Below are 18,046 nucleotides of genomic sequence, written 5' to 3' on the forward strand. Positions count from 1 at the left end.
CTTCTGCTGCGAAGGGATGGAGTGGTGCTGGGGGCCGGTCGTTAGGCCGTGGCGTGGTTGCGAACCGTCTTGTCGGCGGTGAGACCAACCCCGAGGAGCACGATCGCGCTGGCGAGGTGCAGGAAGTGGTCAGCGGTGTTGAGCGCCAGAATGTTCAGCGAGGTGCTCGCAATGAAGAATCCAACGATGCCCAGGAGCAAATACACGGCGCCGATGGTGCTGTTGGTTGCCTTGGCGGCCGAAGCGTTGGAGAGGCCGGCAATGAGCAGGGCGGCACCGATCAAAAGGTGCGCAACGTTGTGCAATGGATTGACCTCGAAGATTCCGAGAAGCAATTCGCCCTGGGTGGCGATGAAGCCGACGCCGCCGGTGACGGCAAAACCGAGTAGTCCGACGAGGACGTAGACCGCGCCGAAGACGGTGGCGATCAGGCGATTGGGTGATGTGCGCATTTTAGGTGCCTCCTATGTGATTCACGGCTGACCCGTGGTTGCTTAGTGTTCGGAGCTCCATCCACTTCGGATTGGTACTGATTGTGCCCCCAATCTGCCCTTTTGGGTATTGGTGCAGCCACGTGTCCGGACATGCCGCAGCGCGGCACCCGGATCGGATGTCGCGCTGCGGGAAGGAGGCGAAACGGTCTTGCGGTGGTATTACGACTTGGCGTGGCGGCGGTTGGTGATTGCGCCGTAGATAAGGAGAACAATGAGCGAACCGACGATCGCGAGGACCCACGTCGTCACGGAGAAGAACTCGCCCAGGCTGACGTTGAACAGGAGCCCGCCCAGCCACCCACCGAGGAAGGCTCCGATGACTCCGAGCAGCAGGGTGATGAACCAGCCTCCGCCCTGTCGGCCGGGCAGGATTGCCTTCGCGATAGCGCCGGCGATGAGACCGAGCAGGAGGAATCCGAGGAAACTCATGAGACTGCCTTCCAGTAGACGTGTGCGAAACGGGCGTGTGCCGTTCGCGTGAACCTACCCATGTGCCTGCTTGTCGTCAATGGCGTGAAATCGGCGATTTGGCGACAGTCCGCGAAAAGCGGATGCCCGCCGGCGGGTGCGCCGTGCGCCCGCGTCATGCACGCGCTCAGTCGAGCCAGTAGTCATCCTCGACGTAGGACCGGCCGACGGTCGGAACGCTTTCGGCGACGTCAGGCACGTTCTGGTCGGTGATGGTCTCAAGCTTCACCACCGAGCAGGCCGTGATGAGCAGGGACACGTGCGTCTGCACGGAGCTGACGATGTCTATGAAGCCACCGCCGCTATGGACGGCAGCGGCCACGGTCGCTTTGAGATCTGCGATGTTGTACTCGTTCGACAGGTAAAACCATTCATCATTGATCGTCAGCCGGTAGCTCTGCATTGCCTGGTCCGTTTCATTGTGGCGAGTCCGTGGGCGCACTGGTCAACAAGACGCAGCGAAGAATTTCTTGCACGCTGAAATAGCGCGAACACTCTTGATCTACAAATGTACGGGAAATAACTCAAAGATGAAACTATTTAGGCTGTGAGAAGATTACGAATTGATCTATCCGGTACACTTGCGGTACGGAAACGGTGGGATGAGTGTTTCTGCGGGCCTGCAACGTTGGCAAAAACATAGACCAGAGGTCAGGAATACACATGGACGACGTAGACAACGTGCTCCGCACGCGGGACTGCCTGTCGGTACCGGCGCTCGCTCTTCTTCGAGCAATGGATCACAATCGCAGTCGGGTAGCGGCCGAGAGCGGTGTGTCTATCAGTGAGCTGCGAGCTCTAACTCGGATAGCCGAGGTAGGGAGCATCACCCCCAAATTGCTTGCACAGTCCCTGGAGATGACGACGGGCGCCGTGACCGCGATCTCGAATCACCTCGTGGCACTGAATATGCTCACCCGTGTGCCGCACCCCAGCGATCGTCGAAGCCTGCTGCTGGTCCTGACGCCGGCTGCGCAACAGACTGCCCAGAGACTGCACGACGAATTTCAGACGCTGTTCGCTCATGCCGCCCGCAACGTGACACCGGACGTCCAAGCGCGGCTGGGGTCGCTTCTCACCTCGATGGCGGTCGCTATCACGTCAGACAGCGACGTGAGCGCGGCGAGGCCGACGGCGTAGGCATCCCGCCAGGGATCGGCCTAGGGGTGGCGGGTTCCCAGACCGGACAGAAGAGCTCGGTATCCCTCTCGGTACGTCGGATAGGTGAACGTGAAGCCGGTGTCCCTGAGGAGCTGGTTGCGCAGCAGCTTGTCGCCACCGCGCTGGCTTTCGCGATTGGTGACCGGGACTGATACCGGCGCCAGAGTGGGCTCGGCGAGGCCGAGTTCGGCGGCGAGAAAAGTGAGCACCTCATTGCCAGGGACCGGGGCGCTATCGACGCCGAGATAGAAGGGTGCCGGTTCGCCGTCACGAACCAGCAGGTGCACGATCGCGGCGGCTGCGTCGTCCCGGTGGATGCGGTTGGTGTGGCGCGAGTCGGCCGACAGGATTGCGCGTGCGCCGCGCACCTGGTCGATGAGGCGCTCACGACCCGGGCCATAGATGCCGGACAGGCGCAAAACCGTGGCGGTGGGTATGCGGGAGTGCAGCATCCGCTCGGTGTCGAGCACGATGGAATCCGTGCCCGGTTTTGGGTTCGCGGGAGTCTGCTCGTCGACCCAGCTGCCGTCGTTGACGTCGTAGACGGCCGTTGACGACACCAGCAGCACACGGCGCGGGGTGATGCGGGCGTGATCGAGGGCATCGAGTAGGTTGCGCAGGCCATCGAGGTAGGCCGCGCGATAGGCATCGATTGTGGGGCTGTCGGCGGAGATGGCCACGACGACGAACTCGGTGTCGGACGGAATCACGGGTTTCTCGATGCTCAGGTCGATGGACTGGCCCGTGATATCCGCGGGAAGGACGCTCGCGTTGCGACGCAGTCCGACCACCGTGTGCCCAAGCCGGGCGAATCGCAGGCCTACCTCGGTGCCCAGGTCGCCGCATCCCGCAATCAGTACCGTCATCTGTCTCCTTGTCCGGTTCCACGGTATCGGGCGCAACCTGATTCTCGCTCATAACGCCTCGAAACACGGCAGATAACATGAAGTCATGCCTATTGTTCCCGACACGTCCGACTGGACCTGGGTGCTCCAACGCCCCTGCCCCGCCTGCAAATTTCGTGCCCGTGAGGTAGCGGTCGACGACCTGCCGCGCCTGATTCGCGAGAACGCCGCCGCCTGGCCTGCGGTGCTGGCACGAGCGGATGTTGCGGTGCGGCCCGACGATCACACCTGGTCGCCCCTGGAATACGCCGCCCATGTGCGCGATGTCTGTCGCCTATTCGACGAACGACTTCGTCGCATCCTCGACGAGGAAGACCCGCTGCTGGCGAACTGGGACCAGGACGCGACGGCGCTCGCCGAGCGATATGACCTGGAGGTACCGGAGACCGTGGGCCTTCAGCTCGTGGCCGCCGCGAAAAGCGTTGCCGATAGCTTTGCGGCCGTGCCGCCGGCTGCCCGCCAGCGCACCGCGCGCCGCAGCGACGGTCCGTCGTTCACGGTGGTGACGCTGGGGTCGTACTTTCTGCACGACATCGTGCATCACCGGCATGACGTGGCAGCTGTGACTTCCCCCGCTAGATGATGCGGTTCAGGATACTTGACACCGTGTGAAGTCTGGAGGTCACTATTTCAACGGCGGACGCGTTCTCAAAAAAGATGATCCTTGGAGCGCACCCACTGGGAAAGCGCCGGCTGTAGAGCTGCGGGTAACGGGCGAAGCGTTTCTCAATGCCGGGCATTCCGATCAGGATGACTTCCATCTGGTGCCGGTCGAAATAGTCGCGGACCTGTTCGAGGCCGGTTGCTTTGAGACGGTCAGCTTCGTCGATGATAGGCAGTTCGGTCCGGCCACTGGAGCAAGATTCCTCGTGCACGTAGGAATCGACGACACCATGCTCGGCATAGTCGAATTGCGCACTTGGAGTCGGTGGGGCTCGCCTGCGCCGATCCCGACGAAGCCAACCAGGCCCTGCAAGATGTTGGATATTAGTTCGCGGCGAGCAGCAGGAATGACCATGAGGTGATGGGCGGCGGTAGGTGCTGTGGCCATGTGTCAGACTTTGCTGATGCACTCATTTTCCGCTGAAACACCTGCGGCCAGCGCAGAGCTTCTGGCGCGGGCGTTCGCGGCGACGGCGCGTATGTCGTTGATTACGGACGCGCAACAGAACATCTTGCATGTGGGTAATTCCTTCACCACGATCACGGGATACGGCGCCGACGAAGTGCTGGGCCGCAACACCTCAACCCGGTTCTACTGCTCACACAGATGCGTGAACCGACCCCACGACGCAGACGGTCCTGTACTGGAATGCAATTCCTTCCCGGCGCCGCGGGTGCCGCGCATGACCTCTTCGATACCGCACTTCTGTGCGGGTCGGAAAGGCCACAATGCCCACGCCCACCCCGGTCGACGTCCTGCACGCCGAATACTCTGAGCTCCAGTCCCGCTACCCCGCGACACTTACGCGGGACCAAATTCATTCTCTGCATTACTACACCGCGGAGATCGAATTCAGCCGTGGCCTTCCTGCCGACGACCACTTTCCACACTACGTCGCCGTGTGGGTGCGTAACCTCCTCGCCCTTGAGGTCTTCGTCGCGCGTGAGGGACGGATACCACGGGAAAACCGTCGCCTCCCCGCCGGAACAATCTCACCAGAGAAGAAGGGACTGACATATCGGATTTGTGCACAAAGGAAAGCATTCGCCGACCGGCGATTGTCGTCCTATCAAGAGCGGCGCCTGGTGTGCATCCCCGGCTTCACCTTCCAACCACAGGAAGACCAGTGGCAGGCGAACTTCCTCCACTACTCCAACTTCGCTGATGTGCACCGGCGAGCACCCCGAGCGCGTAGCGGCGACGCCTCAGAGAAGGCGCTCGCCACTTGGGCCGCAAAAGCGCGGCTGGCTTACTGGGCCGGCAAGCTCCCCCAAGGTCGGATCGACAGCCTGGATGACCTCACAATCTGGACGTGGGGTAACCGGAAAGACCATCGGTAAGGGTCCCGTGCCGGAATGCAATTCGGGTAACGGACGCGCCCGAAGCGGAGCGCGGGTACAAGATTGCCATGTGAATGAGCGTGAGAAGTTCGATCCGGGGACTCGGGACGGCAAGCCGCAACCAACGGACGACTATATGCCGGCTGCGCCAGAGGTAGCTGCCACGGTTTCGTCGCAGCTTGCCTGGGGCAGGCGCGCAACGGCCGCGGCTTGGCGGCGGATGGAGGAGGAATTCGGCCTGCTTGACGCTGGTGAGGTGCAAGAACTGCTCGGGGCTGAACCGAACAGAATTTGACGTCCACAAAGCTTGCGGTGGGCGGCCTCATTCGCGTCGAAGTCGGCGGGAGGGTCCTCTACCCGGGATTCCAGGTCGACCGGGACGTGCGCGCGATCCTCCCGGTTATCGCAGGCCTCCTCGATCTGGCTGCGGAGAACTCGTGGAGCGCCGAGGATTTGGCGCTCTGGATGACCGCGCCGTCCACGTCTTTCGAATCGGAAGATCGACCCGTTGACCACTTGCGGAGCGAGCCGGAGGCCGTGTTGGCAGCGGCCCGCAGCGAGTTTGATTCCTGCTGGTGAGCACGCGCCGCTTACACTGCCCCACACTTTGAGAGTCTGCCTCGGTGAGCACGACGCGGCTACCCTCCGAGGAGCCGATGGCATCGGCCTGAGCAGTCGCTATGCAAGGCCCCTCGACGGGACCGTTTCCTTCCGGTGAACGCGACTCCACATTAAGTCCGCAAGGGGGACGTCCAGCTAAATCTGGCTTTTACACAATCACGTGGGCGCCCGGCCACTATGCCAATGAGCAGTCCGGCGCGCAGGTTTATGGTGAAGACGGCACGTACCACGAGGCTGGCATGGCTGGCTATCAAGGCGATGTCGCCAGTGTCGCCTATGGCTTGGACTCCACCGCTGGCCCGGCGGGCTGGATCACCGTCGGGCCCGGCGCGGGTGACTGGTCCATTACCGTGTCACCGATTTTGGCCCTTCCCGCACTACCCGCGACCGGCGGCTACGACGCCTATCTGTATGCGGGCGCTGAGCAACCGGTCATCTTCTCGTCCACAAAATCGGGGCGGGTCAACGTTCGACAGTTCAATGGCATCGACCCGACCGACAGCATCCTCCCTCAGCAAGACTTCAGTGCTGTTGGAACTCTTCTCGCTGGCCCCAGCGTCGTGAACGTCCAGCTGGAAAGCGTGAGCCCCTGGACACGATCCACGAATTAGCGAGGGCGACACGACCTGATCAGCGGCCGGTTCGGTCTATGGGACCGCGAATCACGCGCAACAGAGTGTGTTCACTTATCCAGTAAACGGCGTCCCGTAGAGGGTTCGTCCTGCGGAACATCGCGGGGTGTGATCAAGGCCCGTTTTACAGGGGTAGCTCTTTCAGTAGTGAAGCTCTGTGCGTCGCGGAGTGTGACCTGGGATGACTTGCAGTCTCGGGCGGTGGTCTGCTCGCGCGTGTGGGTGTCCTCTGCGAGCTTCGTGGTCCAACCAATTGCTGAGCTCCCCGGGGGTGAGCGGATGGCTGAGTAGGTATCCCTGCATGGTGTCGCAGCCTAGGAGGGTGAGGGTACGACGGGACACTTCGTCTTCTACTCCTTCGGCCACGACGGTCATGTCCAGGGTGTGGGCGAGGTCGATCACGGCGCGGATGATGGCGGTGGCGCTGGTGGAGGTGTTCATCGCGGTGACGAAGGATTTGTCGATCTTGACTTCGTTGACGGGCAGGCGTTGAAGGTAGGTCAGCGGGCTGTAGCCGGTGCCGAAGTCGTCCAGCGACAAGTTCACGCCGAGGTCGTGGAGTGCTTCGAGCACGGCCAGAGCGGTGGTGAAGTCGCCCATGACGCTGCTCTCGGTGATCTCCAGGGTCAGGAGTGTGGGGTCGACGCCGGTTTCGGTCAGGAGTTGGGCGACGGTGGCGTGCATGCTGCGGTCGCGCAGGTCGCGGGTGGAGAGGTTGACAGCTATCGCAACGCCCGGGTGTTGGGGCTGCCAGTCTCGGCATCGGTAGAGCGCTTGACGCAGGATGCTCTGGGTCAGGGACGTGATGAGCCCGGTCTGCTCGGCGATGGGGATGAATTCGTCCGGGGTCAGGAGCCCTCGAGTGGGGTGTTCCCAGCGGGCCAGGGCCTCGTACCCGATGATGAAGTCGTTGGCGAGCGACATCTTCGGCTGGTAGTGCACGATGAGCTGCTCGGTGTCGATGGCGCGGCGAAGCTCCGCGGCCAGGGTCAGGCGGCGTCGACTCCCGCGCTCGTCGGTGGGGTGGTAACGCACCACGCCGAGGGCTGAGCGCTTGGCCTCGTACATCGCGATGTCGGCGTGCTGCAGCACCGTGGACGGTTCTCGTCCGTCCTGGGGAAGGAGCGTGACCCCGATCGAGACGCCGACCTCCAGGCAGGTGCCCGAGACCTCGAATGGACCGGAGAGGAAGGCTCGGGCATCGTTTGCGACGTCGACCGCCTGCTGCGGGGTTTCGCACCTGGGCAGGAGCACCGCGAATTCGTCTCCACCCAAGCGGGCCACGACCGCGTCCGGGGGTAGATGGTCTCGCAGTCGTCCTGCGATCTGCTGGAGCAGGATGTCCCCGATGTGGTGGCCCAGTGAGTCGTTGATGTCTTTGAACCGGTCGAGGTCGAGCAGGAACGCGGCACCCTGGCAGCGCGCCGGGACGGTGTGCGGCGCGGTGGAGGTATAGGAATCGAGGGCGTGCTGGAGCTGCAGCAGGAACAAGCTTCGGTTGGCCAGCCCGGTCAGCCCGTCGTGGCCAGCGTCATGGCGGGCCTGTTCCAGCAATCGCGCGTTGCTCCAGGTCACTCCGGCGTGTGCGGCCAGTGTCTGGAGGAGCTGCAGGTCGCTGGGGGTGAACGTCCTCGTCCGCCCCATGCGGTTGCCCACCTGAAGTATCGTGGCCGATTCGGAGTCGAGAGCCAGCGGCACCAGGACGGCGTCACGCAACCCGACCTCGGTGAGCCAGGCTCGGAGCCTGGGCTCACGGGTGTTTCGGGGAATGACCACCGGCTCGCCAGACAGTGGCGTGCTGCCGGAGTCAGAAGTGGGTGACCCGTCCCGGTCGGGCGGCCGTCGCAGATGTAAGGCAGCGGTCTCGCCTTGAAGCAGGTCACGAGCTTGGTCAAGCAGCGTTTTGACCATGTCGTCACCAGCCTTCGCGGCTGCGAGGGCCTGGGTGAAGTTGAAGAGTTTGTCGAGGTCGGCGTGCTGACGTACCAGCCGGTCGTACGCCCGGTAGGCCACGACAAGCAGCGCCAGCAGTATCGCCAGCAGCAGTATCGCTGCGTCGAAGGACAAGGCCAGTAATGCGACCAGGGCCAAGGTGGTGTTGAAGACGCCGGTGATGGTGACCGCCAGCAGGGTCCGCACCAGGTCGCGGTGGGAGGGCCTTCCTTGGATCAACGCGATTGCCGCGGTGACGGCCACCGACCCCAGGACGCCGATCACGACCATAGTGGCATAGGCGACCCCCCAGTCCCGCAAACCTAGCCCATCACCGGCTTCCAGCCAGTGAAAGATGAGCGCTGCAGTGCCCACCTCGGCGGTGAACAAGCCGAGGTTGAACACCGCCTTGGACGGGGCCATGCGCCGAGCAACGAACCCCGCGCCCGCAGCGAGCAGGCGGAGACCGAGCAGCCAATGAGGTGGCAGCAGGAACAGGCCTAAGACCATCGGCAGCTCGCTGAACGACACCGAGTGGGCATGGTGCCGGACCTCAACGTGTATCTGAGTACTCTCCGCTACCAAGAACAACAGGAACATCATCGCCGCGGGCCCAGCCAGCGACTGGGCCGACCCATCAAACGCCGTAGACGCAAAGGCAACCTGAATGACACCCGTCACGCCTAACCCGCCGCCGAGCAGACACAACCTCGTCCCCGGGCGCAGTCTCAAACCTCGGCCCGGGGAGGGCTCCTCAGCCTTCACCGTGGGATACACGTTCCATTCCTCGAGTGTTGGTCGCAGGCACAGCGCCGTCGTCCTAGCTGAGCGAAGACCCGCTGATTGAAGACCTGCTGAGCGAAGACCCGCTGATTGAAGACCCGCTGATTGAAGACCCGCTGAGTGAAGACCCGCTGAGCGAAGACCCGCTGAGTGAAGACCCGCTGAGCGAAGACCCGCTGAGCGAAGAAGCCGCCGAGGCCGATAGTGGGCCGGCTAGCACGGCCGTGGCCACGAAAACCGAGATCGTCAGTAGGCTGGCGAACTTGCGCTTAATCGTCATACTTTGTTCCCTTTTCGTCTGGTGGATTCTCTGATTATCCATAAGCTCACTCCTATTAACGGATGAGGGCGACAGAAGCCCAAATTCGCACAGACGGTTGGGAACAGATTCGAGCTAGACCGTCCCCAACTGGCCCATCTGAACCCTATCGAGGATCCACCGACCACTTTCACCCCAGATCGGGGGTGCCCCTAAGCGCTTGTTAAGGTGCTTGAGCGCCGGCGATGCCATGGTCGACGTAGAGGTCGTCGCGTCGGACGCCGGCGGCCAGCTGCTGGCGCGTCGATACGCGCGCGTAGCTGATCAGCTTTGTCATGGTGTTCCTCGGGTGTGTCTCATAACTAACGGTGGGTACTGCCATTCGAGCAGGAGGTTATGTGACGTAGTTATAAGAATCACCGCGCGGCGAGATTCCGGCGATCTGTAAAGGCGCAAGAATCGAGGCGTGAGACGTCTTATGTCCCTAGGGATATAAGACGCGGACGCCGGCACTGCGCTGTGGTTACGGCCGAAATACCTAGGAGGCCAGGCTTTCAGTCCGGGAAGTCTTTGATGCCGCCTCACGCGTCCGTCACATTGACGGTCGCGGCATCGACGGCAAACCACCGTGATGAGGAACGTCCAAAGCTTGTCTTGTGAGAAGCCCAGACGGTGGCGGCGATCTTCGAACGAAGGTTGTCAAACCTCGAGCTGACACTGCACTCCACCCCAAAAAGGCGGCGACGAAAGCCGGACCGTGTCACCGCAAGGGCGGGCTCATATGTCAGCGCCCACGGACTATTTTTCCAAGATCCTCGAGATCCTCGAGATCCTCGACATCCTCGACATCCTCGATATCACCGAGCCACGGCTACCGCCACCGGGTTACGGCTCCCCGGCTCGTCGCCCGCTTCACCTCACCAAGTGGTTTCCTTCATGGCTGGCACGGGGCAGGCGCCACAAGTCGAGGTCGATGGCGCCACCCATTCGGGCCGTGGGAGGATGCCAGTCAGCGTTGGTGCTGACGGGATTTGCTCGCGGGGCTTAGGTTGCCGTGACTCCGGCAGTTACCTGCGGGAAAGGATCACGCAAGCGGCTATCGGGCAAGCCCGGGATGTTGGCCCGAACTAGGACGGCCGATTCAGGCGTTCAGATATCGAGAGAAAGTTTCGATATGAATGATTGAAGTCGTGATTACCTTGAGAACTGACACCGTCCTCTGACAAAACGGTGGAGCGGATGACGGGAATCGAACCCGCGCTATCAGCTTGGGAAGCTGAAGTTCTACCATTGAACTACATCCGCGCGCCCGCTGTTGGTCAACAACAATCGGAACCGTGCCAGCATATCAAGCTCGCGCCGCTAGGCTGGCACGGTGCTGCTCTCCGATCGCGATATCAAGGTTGAACTCGACGCTGGACGAATCGGTTTGGAGCCGCTCGACCCCGCCATGATCCAGCCCTCGAGCATTGATGTGCGCCTGGACCGCTTGTTTCGGCTGTTCGATAATCACAAGTACGCCTACATTGATCCGGCCGAAGACCAGCCGGAGCTGACCCACCTGATCGAGACCAAGCCCGACGAGCCGTTCATTTTGCACCCGGGCGAGTTCGTGCTCGGCGCCACCTACGAGCAGGTCACCCTGCCCGACAACGTGGCTGCCCGGCTCGAGGGGAAGAGCTCGCTCGGTCGCCTCGGTCTGCTGACGCACTCCACGGCCGGCTTCATCGATCCCGGCTTCTCCGGCCACGTCACGCTCGAGCTCAGCAATGTCGCGACGTTGCCGATCAAGCTGTGGCCAGGAATGAAGATCGGCCAGCTCTGCTTCTTCCAGCTGAGCTCCCCGGCCGAGACCCCCTACGGCTCCAGCACATACGGCTCCCGCTACCAGGGCCAGCGAGGCCCGACGGCCTCACGCTCGTTCCAAAACTTTCACCGCACCACCATCGACCGCTGACCCCCCCCGCTTCGCGCGAGCGGATACCTGCGGGTAATCCGCAGGTGACCTCCGGTCGGGTAAAATCTGGGTATGACCTCCCTGCCCACCCGATTCGACGAGGCGCTCATCGCGCACGGCCCGACGCCGGAATATCCCGGGCGCATGCGCCGCTTCGGCCAGATGGTCGGATCTTGGGCCGCGAAGGGCTCCCGCCTCGACGAGACCACGGGCGAATGGATCGACCGCGACTTTGTCTGGATGGTCGAATTCATTCTCGACGGCCGGGCCGTGCAAGACGTGGAGGTCATCGCGAGCGCGACGCATCCGTCCGGCTTTGAAACCGTCGCCACTACCGTGCGTGTCTACGACCCGTTCGCCGGCGCCTGGCGGGTAAGCTATTTCGCCCCGACCCTCGGGGAATACTGCCAGCTCGTAGCCACCCCGTACCGGCACGGCGTGCGCCAGGAGGGTACTCGCACCGACGGTCGCCCGATCCGCTGGAATTTCACCGCCATCACCCCCGACAGCTTCAACTGGGAGGGCTGGGTCTCGGCTGATGAGGGCGCGACCTGGCAACTGGTCGCTCGCACCGAGGCCACCCGCATCCGCTGAAGAACGGATGCTGATGGCCTCGGTGCGAGCGCTGCTTGGTGTGAGCGCTGCTTAGAGTGCGAACTTGAAACCGAGGTCGGCGGGGTACTCGCCGAGCGCGGTGAGGTTCGTGGCTGCGGCTTGCAGGGCAGCGAGGGTCAGGGCGAGGGTGCCGGGGCCGAAGCTGACTCGGCTGATGCCGAGTTCGGCGAGGCGCCCCAGCGGAACGAGTCCAGGTGCGCCGATCACCGAGATTTTGCCGTTGACCTGTTCGATCGCGCGCGACACCTTGTCTTCGTCCGTGAGGCCGAGGAAGAAGATGACGTCGGCTCCGGCGCCGAGGTAGGCATTGGCGCGGGCGACGGCCTCATCCCAGTCTCCGCCGCCGGCGAGGGTGTCTACGCGGGCGTTGATCACCAGCGGAATGCCGCTCTGGTCGGCTCCGGTACGGGCGGCTGCCACGCGGGCGGCGGCGGTCTCGATGTCGAACTGCGGGGCCTTCCCGGCGCCGACGGAGTCTTCGATGTTGATGCCGACGATGCCGGATTCCTCGATCAGGCGACGCACGTTGCGGGTCACGCCGAGGGCATCGGGTGCGTAGCCCTTCTCGAAGTCGGCCGAGACAGGAAGGTCGACGGCGCCGGCGATGATCGTGGCAGCGATGATGGCCTCGTCGAGAGAGAGTCCCTCACCGTCTTGCAGACCACGCACGTTCGAGATGGAGTGGCTCGCAGTGGCGAGGGCCTTGACGCCGGGGGTATCGGCCACGATCTTGGCGGTGATGGCGTCCCACACGTTGGTCACGATGAGAGGCTCGCCCGGTACGTGTAGCGAGAGCAAGAGTTCGGCTTTCTGGAGCTGGGTAGGTGTCATGCTTTTGAGTCTGTCCTGCCCGTGGCTCCGAAGCGAGGGGACAGCCGCATTTCAGCGGATGCTCAGGCAACGACCGGCGGGTGCCCAGCCCGTGACCCGGCGATGGTTGATGCGTCGTTCGAAGGGCTCGCCACCGTTACCGGACACGCAACCGCAACTGCTCCATGCCGCCGTCGACCGCCAGCGAGATGCCTACGGTGGAACCGGAACGCGGGCTGGCCAGATACGCGACCGCGTCCGCGACCTCCTGAGCGTCAACGAGACGGCCATGTGGTTGCCGCGTGTTGAGCGCGGCACGTTCCGCTTCGGGGTTGGCGGCCTTCGCGAGCAGCCGGCCGATCCAGGGAGTGTCTGCGGTGCCGGGACTGACGCAGTTTACGCGAATGCCGTTCCGGAGGTGGTCGGCGGCCATCGCGCGGGTAAGCGCCAGCACTGCCCCCTTGGATGCACTGTACAGGGCGCGTTCGGGTAGTCCGGCGGTGGCTGCGATCGACGAGGTATTGACGATCGCCGCCGCTGGAGAGCGCAGTAGCCAGGGCAGGGCTGCGCGAGTGACACGGGCGATGCCGATCACATTGATGCTGAATACGCGCGCCCACTCCTCGTCGTCATTGTCGGCTATCGTTCCCTGTGCACCGATACCGGCATTGTTGACGACAATGTCAATGCGTCCAAATTTCGCGGCAACCGCGGCGATCGCGGCGCCAACGGATGCGGAATTCGCGACATCGGTCTGCACCGCAAAGTGTGTGGCGGCTGCATCGTGCGGGTTCAGGTCGAGCACGGCGACTCGGGCACCACCGGCGTGCAGGCGGTCGGCTATAGCAGCGCCAATCCCTGACGCGCCGCCCGTGACGACAGCAACGAGGTTCTCGAACTCATTCATGATGGTGCCTTTCGGTAGCGGTCGGAACGAAGTTCTGGCGCTGGCGTCCGAGGCCCGCAATTTCGACTTCGCAAGTGTCTCCCGCAGCCAGGTACGGGAAACGTCCGGAGAGGGCCACTCCTTCCGGTGTGCCGGTGAGCACGAGGTCCCCGGGTTCCAGGGTCAGGTACTGGCTGAGATGCCAGATCACAAAGTCGACGCTGAAGATCTGGTCAGCGGTGGTTGAATCCTGCCTCGGTTCGCCATTTACCCAGCTGCGCAGCGCGAGGTTCTGGTAGTCGACCTCATCGGGAGTGACCAGCCAGGGCCCGGTGGGGTTGAAGCCCGGCGCGCACTTGCCCTTCGACCACTGTCCGCCCGAGGCGTTCATTTGAAAATCGCGTTCGGAGAGGTCGTTGGCCGTGACGAACCCCGCAATGTGGCCAATACTGTCGGCCGGGCTGGCCAGATAGGCGGCGCGTCGACCGATCACAACGCCGAGCTCGACTTCCCAGTCGGTTTTGATGCTCGTGGGAGGAATCTCGACCGTGTCATTTGGTCCAACGACGGTATTGGGTGTTTTCAGGAACATGATCGGAATCTCCGGTGGGAGAGCGCCGGATTCGGCTGCGTGGGCGGCGTAGTTCATGCCGATACAGATGACCGCGCTCGGGCGCGCGATGGGCGCGCCGATACGCAGCGCGTCGGCCTGTTTTAGTTCGGGCAGCTTGCTGGCTCTGAGGGCGGCGACGGCCGCTGCCGGGCCGCCCGTGGAGAGAAAGGTCCCATTGATGTCCGAGGTGATTTCGGAGAGATCGTAGTAGGTGCCCTCGACCAACACCGTGGGCGTTTCCTGGCCGATTGGGCCTAAGCGGGCAAACTTCATGTGCCAACTCTCGTCAGTGAGTGTTCGGAAGGTTCCGAATCAAAACCTCGATTGACATTCTATACATCGGATGTTTAGGCTCATGGTGCCTAACTAGGAGAAAACTCTGTGAGTACAGTTCTCGCGCTACACACCAGCGATGTGCGCTTTCCCACGTCGACCTCGCTCGACGGCTCGGATGCGATGAATCCCGACCCCGACTACTCGGCTGCGTACGTGCGCATCGTCACCGATGCAGACGACGGCCTCGAGGGGCACGGTTTCGTTTTCACGATCGGTCGCGGCAACGACGTCCAGGTCGCGGCGATCACCGCCCTGTCCGCTTACCTGGTGGGGCGCAACGCGGAAGACCTGCTCGAGCACATGGGTGCGACCTGGCGCGAATTCGTGTGGGACTCGCAATTGCGCTGGTTGGGCCCGGAAAAAGGTGTCATGCACATGGCTATCGGTGCTGTCGTGAATGCCCTCTGGGACCTCAAAGCGAAACGCGCTGGTCTGCCATTGTGGCAGCTGCTTGGCCGCATGGCGCCAGAGCAGCTCGTTGAGCTCGTCGATTTTCGCTATCTGACGGATGCGCTCACTCCGGGCGATGCACTGCGCATTCTGCGGGCCGCAGTGCCGGGGCGGGCGGAACGCGAAGCTGAGCTACTCGCTACCGGATATCCCGCTTACACGACTACTCCGGGTTGGCTCGGCTACAGCGACGCCAAGCTGGTGCGTCTAGCCGCCGAGGCCGTCGACGAGGGCTTCGGCATGATCAAGCTCAAGGTGGGGGGCAACATCGACGACGATATCCGGCGGATGCGCCTGGCCCGGGCCGCCGTCGGACCGGACGTGCTGATCGGCGTCGACGCGAACCAGCGCTGGGGCGTGGCCGAAGCAATCGAGTGGATGTCGCACCTGGCTGAATTCGACGTGGCCTGGTTGGAAGAACCCACGAGTCCGGATGACATTTTAGGACACGCGGCGATTGCTAGAGGAGTGGCACCCATTCCCATTGCCACCGGCGAACACATGGCCAACCGCATCATGTTCAAACAGTTTCTGCAAGCCGATGCGCTGCAGGTCTTGCAGATTGACGCCACCCGCGTGGGCGGGGTCAACGAAAACATCACGATCCTTCTGCTGGCCGCTCAGTTTGGCGTGCGCGTCTGCCCCCATGCCGGCGGGGTCGGCCTCTGCGAGGCGGTGCAGCACCTGGCCATGTTTGATTTCGTCGCTGTCTCCGCGACCACGGAAGGTCGGATGATCGAATTCGTCGACCATCTGCACGAACACTTCCTGACGCCCGTTGTGCTTGATCACGGCGCCTACCTGGCTCCATTGGCCCCGGGTGCTGGAACCGAGATGCTCGCCGCCAGCCGTGACGAGTATTCTGTTACCGCACATGACTGAATTCACCCCAGGGCCCCTCGGCTACGGAGCCGCCAACGTCGGCAACCTGTACCGCGCGATGTCGGATGCCGACGCCCAGGAACTACTCGACGCCGCGTGGAACGCCGGACTTCGATACTTTGACACGGCCCCGCACTACGGACTCGGCCTGTCTGAACGCAGGCTTGGGAAGTTTCTCGCCGACAAGCCGCGGAGTGAGTTCATCGTCTCCACCAAGGTCGGACGTCTGCTGCGACCCAATCCCCACGGCGCGGGCCAGTCCGATCTGGACCATGACTTCGCAGTGCCGACCGATCAGAAGCGGGTGTGGGATTTTTCGTCCGACGGCATCCGGTCGAGCCTGGCTGAGTCATTGCGGCGCACTGGACTGGACCGTTTCGACGTGGTTTACCTGCACGATCCGGAACGCCATGATCTGCAGTTGGGCATCGAACGCGCCATTCCCGCGCTCGTCGGCCTGCGCGAGGACGGCGTGGTCGATCGCATCGGTGTGGGATCGATGACCACGGCCGCCCTGCTGGCGTGCGTGCGGACCGGTTCCCTCGACCTTGCGATGGTCGCTGGCCGATATACCCTGGCCGACCAGTCGGCGCTGCCTGAACTGGTGCCGGCCTGCCGTGAATATGGAGTTGGAATCGTCAACGCCGCGGTATTTAACTCCGGGCTGCTGGCCACGGACTCTCCCGGATCCGACGCGCGCTACGACTACGCCGCGGTTCCCGCTGGGCTGCTGCGCCGCGTGCAACGCATTGCCGAGTTCTGCCGGGAGGCCGGAGTCTCGTTGGCTGCCGCCGCGCTGCAGTATTCCCTGCGGGATCCCGTGGTTCGAAGCGTCGTTGTCGGCGGAAGCAGCCCCCAGCAGATCAGCCAGAACGTGGCACGGCTGCACGAAGTGATTCCGGTCGAACTCTGGCAGCGATTGACCGAGCAAGAACTCATCGTGGCATGACCGGCCGGGCCCAGCGCATCGACGCACACCTGCACGTGTGGGACCTCGAGGTGTCTGACTATGCTTGGCTCGGCCCGCAGCATGGCCGCCTGCATGCCAGTTGGACACCGCAACAGGCCGCGGTTGAGCTGGAGGCCGCCGGCATGCAAGGCGCTGTGCTGGTGCAGGCCGAAGATTCGCACGTGGACACGGCCTACCTGCTCGATGTCGCGACGCGCTACGGCTGGGTGCGCGGCGTCGTCGGCTGGGTGCCACTGGACAACCCTCGAGCGAGCGCTGAGGCACTCGAACGGTGGTGCGAGCATCCGGTGTTTTGTGGTGTGCGTCACCTGATCAACGATGACCCCCGCGAGAACTTTCTGGAGTTACCGGCCGTGCGGAACTCCCTGGCTGGTCTCGCGGCGCGCGGGCTTCCCTTCGACCTGCACGATGCCTGGCCGCGTCACCTCGACCAAGCTGAGCGTCTGGCGGAGGAGATCCCTAGCCTGACTCTCGTTGTTGACCACCTCGGCAAGCCGCCGCGGGAGCCGGACGCTTTCGCAGCCTGGCGCCTGTCGCTGGCCCAAGTCGCGCGTCATCCCCAAACCGTGGCGAAGTTCTCGGGGCTGTGGAGCGTGAGTAGTCCGGATTCGGTTGACGCGTTGCGCGGCGTGTGGGAGATCGCCCTCGATCTCTTTGGCCCCGACCGCCTCATGTACGGTGGCGATTGGCCCATCACCGAGCTCAACATCGGCTACCAGCCCACCTGGCGGGTGGTCGACGACCTTGCGGCCGAGCTGAGCGAACCCGAGCGCTCGAGCATTCTGGGCGGCACAGCCGCACGGATCTACCATCTTTCCCCTAACGATTGGACCTGGCCATGCTGAACGGAATCAACCCCCTCCTTACCGGAGAACTGCTCAACCACCTCGATGCCATGGGGCACTCGGACTCGGTGCTCATCGTGGACGCCCATTTTCCGGCCGCCCGCCTTGCCAACCGTCTGGTGGAACTCCCCGGCACTACGTCGCCGGAGGTGCTCGCCGCTATTCGCAGCGTGCTCCCGCTCGACGATTCTCCCGCCGTGGACCTCATGACCTCGGCCGACGGCTCGGTGCTGCCGGTGCAGACCGAATTGCTTCGGGCTGCCCGGGTGGAGTCGGACGCGGCCCGGTTCGTCGACCGCTTCGATTTCTATCGAGACGCAGTCGACGCCTATGTGATCGTGCGCACCGGTGAAACGCGCACCTACGGCTGTGCCATCGTGCGCAAAGGCCTGGTCGGTATCGAATCGGCGTAGCCCCGCGCAG

General features: G+C 63.2%; 22 protein-coding genes, 1 tRNA gene and 1 pseudogene. 12 read left to right on the forward strand and 12 right to left on the reverse strand.

Annotated features, from left to right (window positions below; all coding sequences use genetic code 11):
- Nucleotides 1–41: 41 nt before the first annotated feature.
- The 3 genes from E3T50_RS09590 to E3T50_RS09600 form a co-directional block, all read right to left on the reverse strand.
- Nucleotides 42–452, reverse strand: coding sequence for a DUF4383 domain-containing protein (locus E3T50_RS09590; RefSeq protein WP_134551618.1), 411 nt, complete (start codon nucleotides 450–452; stop codon nucleotides 42–44).
- A gap of 201 nt (nucleotides 453–653) precedes the next feature.
- Nucleotides 654–923 (reverse strand): GlsB/YeaQ/YmgE family stress response membrane protein, encoded by a 270-nt coding sequence (locus E3T50_RS09595; protein WP_134551619.1) that lies wholly within the window; start codon nucleotides 921–923, stop codon nucleotides 654–656.
- Nucleotides 924–1,089: 166 nt separating this feature from the next.
- The gene (locus E3T50_RS09600; RefSeq protein WP_134551620.1) at nucleotides 1,090–1,365 is read right to left on the reverse strand and encodes a hypothetical protein; all 276 of its coding nucleotides are present in this window, start codon (nucleotides 1,363–1,365) and stop codon (nucleotides 1,090–1,092) included.
- Between the two features lie 260 nt (nucleotides 1,366–1,625).
- Between E3T50_RS09600 and E3T50_RS09605 the strand changes: the two genes are divergently transcribed.
- Nucleotides 1,626–2,102: a MarR family winged helix-turn-helix transcriptional regulator gene (locus E3T50_RS09605; protein WP_134551621.1), complete on the forward strand. Its 477-nt coding sequence runs from the start codon at nucleotides 1,626–1,628 to the stop codon at nucleotides 2,100–2,102.
- 20 nt (nucleotides 2,103–2,122) lie between these two features.
- Here E3T50_RS09605 and E3T50_RS09610 read toward each other — a convergent pair whose 3' ends face one another.
- Nucleotides 2,123–2,989 carry a Rossmann-fold NAD(P)-binding domain-containing protein gene (locus E3T50_RS09610; RefSeq protein WP_134551622.1) on the reverse strand — a complete coding sequence of 289 codons (867 nt, stop codon included), beginning with the start codon at nucleotides 2,987–2,989 and terminating at the stop codon, nucleotides 2,123–2,125.
- A gap of 85 nt (nucleotides 2,990–3,074) precedes the next feature.
- Here E3T50_RS09610 and E3T50_RS09615 point away from each other — a divergent pair, with 85 nt between their 5' ends.
- Nucleotides 3,075–3,611, forward strand: coding sequence for a DinB family protein (locus E3T50_RS09615; protein ID WP_134551623.1), 537 nt, complete (start codon nucleotides 3,075–3,077; stop codon nucleotides 3,609–3,611).
- Here the strand turns inward: E3T50_RS09615 and E3T50_RS17015 are convergent.
- On the reverse strand, nucleotides 3,604–3,903 hold the full coding sequence (locus E3T50_RS17015; RefSeq protein WP_478213423.1) for an AAA family ATPase: 300 nt from the start codon (nucleotides 3,901–3,903) through the stop codon (nucleotides 3,604–3,606). The genes E3T50_RS09615 and E3T50_RS17015 overlap by 8 nt on opposite strands.
- A gap of 192 nt (nucleotides 3,904–4,095) precedes the next feature.
- Here E3T50_RS17015 and E3T50_RS16965 point away from each other — a divergent pair, with 192 nt between their 5' ends.
- The 4 genes from E3T50_RS16965 (at nucleotide 4,096) to E3T50_RS09640 (ending at nucleotide 6,264) form a co-directional block, all read left to right on the forward strand.
- Nucleotides 4,096–4,467 (forward strand): PAS domain S-box protein, encoded by a 372-nt coding sequence (locus E3T50_RS16965; RefSeq protein WP_198417973.1) that lies wholly within the window; start codon nucleotides 4,096–4,098, stop codon nucleotides 4,465–4,467.
- Entirely contained in the window at nucleotides 4,421–5,032 is a 612-nt protein-coding gene (locus tag E3T50_RS09630; RefSeq protein WP_134551625.1) for a helicase associated domain-containing protein, read from the forward strand. Before E3T50_RS16965 ends, E3T50_RS09630 begins: the two co-directional genes overlap by 47 nt.
- A gap of 312 nt (nucleotides 5,033–5,344) precedes the next feature.
- Nucleotides 5,345–5,611: a hypothetical protein gene (locus E3T50_RS09635; RefSeq protein WP_134551626.1), complete on the forward strand. Its 267-nt coding sequence runs from the start codon at nucleotides 5,345–5,347 to the stop codon at nucleotides 5,609–5,611.
- Between the two features lie 281 nt (nucleotides 5,612–5,892).
- Nucleotides 5,893–6,264: a hypothetical protein gene (locus tag E3T50_RS09640; RefSeq protein WP_134551627.1), complete on the forward strand. Its 372-nt coding sequence runs from the start codon at nucleotides 5,893–5,895 to the stop codon at nucleotides 6,262–6,264.
- Nucleotides 6,265–6,426: 162 nt separating this feature from the next.
- On the opposite strand, the gene E3T50_RS09645 is transcribed toward E3T50_RS09640, so the two are convergent.
- The 4 genes and pseudogenes from E3T50_RS09645 to E3T50_RS09660 form a co-directional block, all read right to left on the reverse strand.
- Nucleotides 6,427–8,898, reverse strand: a complete 2,472-nt coding sequence (locus E3T50_RS09645; RefSeq protein WP_134551628.1) for a putative bifunctional diguanylate cyclase/phosphodiesterase — start codon at nucleotides 8,896–8,898, stop codon at nucleotides 6,427–6,429.
- A 139-nt stretch (nucleotides 8,899–9,037) separates the two neighbouring features.
- The gene (locus E3T50_RS16970; RefSeq protein ID WP_134551629.1) at nucleotides 9,038–9,322 is read right to left on the reverse strand and encodes a pentapeptide repeat-containing protein; all 285 of its coding nucleotides are present in this window, start codon (nucleotides 9,320–9,322) and stop codon (nucleotides 9,038–9,040) included.
- Between the two features lie 166 nt (nucleotides 9,323–9,488).
- Nucleotides 9,489–9,596, reverse strand: a pseudogene (locus E3T50_RS09655) (recombinase family protein); the annotation flags it as partial.
- 894 nt (nucleotides 9,597–10,490) lie between these two features.
- Nucleotides 10,491–10,564: transfer RNA gene (locus E3T50_RS09660), tRNA-Gly, on the reverse strand.
- 70 nt (nucleotides 10,565–10,634) lie between these two features.
- Here E3T50_RS09660 and dcd point away from each other — a divergent pair.
- Nucleotides 10,635–11,216, forward strand: coding sequence for a dCTP deaminase (gene dcd / locus E3T50_RS09665; protein WP_134551630.1), 582 nt, complete (start codon nucleotides 10,635–10,637; stop codon nucleotides 11,214–11,216).
- 72 nt (nucleotides 11,217–11,288) lie between these two features.
- A complete protein-coding gene (locus E3T50_RS09670) occupies nucleotides 11,289–11,810 on the forward strand; it encodes a hypothetical protein (RefSeq protein ID WP_134551631.1) in 522 nt (173 codons plus the stop codon).
- Nucleotides 11,811–11,861: 51 nt separating this feature from the next.
- Here the strand turns inward: E3T50_RS09670 and E3T50_RS09675 are convergent, their stop codons facing one another.
- The 3 genes from E3T50_RS09675 to E3T50_RS09685 form a co-directional block, all read right to left on the reverse strand.
- Nucleotides 11,862–12,662 carry an isocitrate lyase/PEP mutase family protein gene (locus E3T50_RS09675; protein ID WP_134551632.1) on the reverse strand — a complete coding sequence of 267 codons (801 nt, stop codon included), beginning with the start codon at nucleotides 12,660–12,662 and terminating at the stop codon, nucleotides 11,862–11,864.
- A gap of 136 nt (nucleotides 12,663–12,798) precedes the next feature.
- Complete coding sequence (locus tag E3T50_RS09680; RefSeq protein ID WP_134551633.1) at nucleotides 12,799–13,548, reverse strand: SDR family NAD(P)-dependent oxidoreductase; 750 nt, start codon at nucleotides 13,546–13,548, stop codon at nucleotides 12,799–12,801.
- The gene (locus E3T50_RS09685; protein WP_134551634.1) at nucleotides 13,541–14,413 is read right to left on the reverse strand and encodes a fumarylacetoacetate hydrolase family protein; all 873 of its coding nucleotides are present in this window, start codon (nucleotides 14,411–14,413) and stop codon (nucleotides 13,541–13,543) included. Before E3T50_RS09685 ends, E3T50_RS09680 begins: the two co-directional genes overlap by 8 nt.
- A 108-nt stretch (nucleotides 14,414–14,521) precedes the next feature.
- Here E3T50_RS09685 and E3T50_RS09690 point away from each other — a divergent pair, with 108 nt between their 5' ends.
- From E3T50_RS09690 to E3T50_RS09705, 4 genes are read left to right on the forward strand one after another with little or no spacing between them, the layout of a single operon-like run.
- A complete protein-coding gene (locus E3T50_RS09690; RefSeq protein ID WP_134551635.1) occupies nucleotides 14,522–15,808 on the forward strand; it encodes an enolase C-terminal domain-like protein in 1,287 nt (428 codons plus the stop codon).
- Nucleotides 15,801–16,757, forward strand: coding sequence for an aldo/keto reductase (locus E3T50_RS09695; RefSeq protein ID WP_134551636.1), 957 nt, complete (start codon nucleotides 15,801–15,803; stop codon nucleotides 16,755–16,757). The genes E3T50_RS09690 and E3T50_RS09695 overlap by 8 nt, the downstream gene beginning before the upstream one ends.
- Nucleotides 16,754–17,623 carry an amidohydrolase family protein gene (locus E3T50_RS09700; protein ID WP_134551637.1) on the forward strand — a complete coding sequence of 290 codons (870 nt, stop codon included), beginning with the start codon at nucleotides 16,754–16,756 and terminating at the stop codon, nucleotides 17,621–17,623. Before E3T50_RS09695 ends, E3T50_RS09700 begins: the two co-directional genes overlap by 4 nt.
- On the forward strand, nucleotides 17,617–18,036 hold the full coding sequence (locus tag E3T50_RS09705; RefSeq protein ID WP_134551638.1) for an RbsD/FucU family protein: 420 nt from the start codon (nucleotides 17,617–17,619) through the stop codon (nucleotides 18,034–18,036). Before E3T50_RS09700 ends, E3T50_RS09705 begins: the two co-directional genes overlap by 7 nt.
- Nucleotides 18,037–18,046 lie beyond the last annotated feature (10 nt).

Source organism: Cryobacterium gelidum (assembly GCF_004403985.1).
Taxonomy (GTDB): Bacteria; Actinomycetota; Actinomycetes; order Actinomycetales; family Microbacteriaceae; genus Cryobacterium; species Cryobacterium gelidum.